1 protein-coding gene is annotated in these 677 nt (G+C 74.6%); it reads left to right on the top strand.

Going from position 1 to position 677, the window contains the following annotated elements; genetic code table 11:
• A partial coding sequence (locus tag FV223_RS29270; RefSeq protein ID WP_187276304.1) for an FAD-dependent monooxygenase occupies positions 1–677 on the top strand: 677 nt, incomplete at both ends.

Genomic DNA, 677 nt, shown 5'->3' with positions numbered 1-677 from the left:
GGCGTGCCCTCGGCCCTGGTCGGACGCCATGCACCCGTGGCCGACGGGCGCACCGTCGCCCTGCTCGACGGGTCCGTGCGCTTCCTCGCGGCGCTGAAGGCCTGGGGCGGCATCGCCCCGCAGGCCGGCCCGCTGGCGACGCTGCAGATCATCGACGACACCGGCAGCCTGTTCCGCCCCCCGCCCGCGCGCTTCCAGGCCGGCGAGATCGGGCTGGAAGCGTTCGGCTGGAACGTCGAGAGCCGGCTCCTGGTCGAGTCCCTGCGCCGGCAGGCACGCGCCACCGAGAACCTCACGCTGTTCGAGAGCGATGCCGCGGAAGCCGTTCCTGGCGAAGAGGTTTCCGAGGTTCGGCTCGTCGATGGCGGGCGCGTCTCGGCACAGCTCGTCGTCGCCGCGGACGGGGGGCGGTCGCCGTTGCGGAGCGCGAGCGGCATCCGGGTGCGGGACTGGTCCTACCCGCAATCCGCGATCACCACGATTCTCGCGCACGACCGCCCGCACGGCGACGTCTCGACCGAGTTCCACACCCGCGGAGGCCCCTTCACCCTGGTGCCGCTGCCGGGGAACCGCTCGAGCCTGGTCTGGGTCGCGGCCGAGGGCGTCGCGCGCCGGCTCGCCGCGCTCGACGACGCGGCGCTGGCCGAGGCGGTCACGCGCCAGGCGCAGGGCATGCT

This window comes from Methylobacterium sp. WL116, assembly GCF_008039455.1.
Taxonomy (GTDB): domain Bacteria; phylum Pseudomonadota; class Alphaproteobacteria; order Rhizobiales; family Beijerinckiaceae; genus Methylobacterium.
This window is presented reverse-complemented; position numbering and strand designations above follow the sequence as displayed.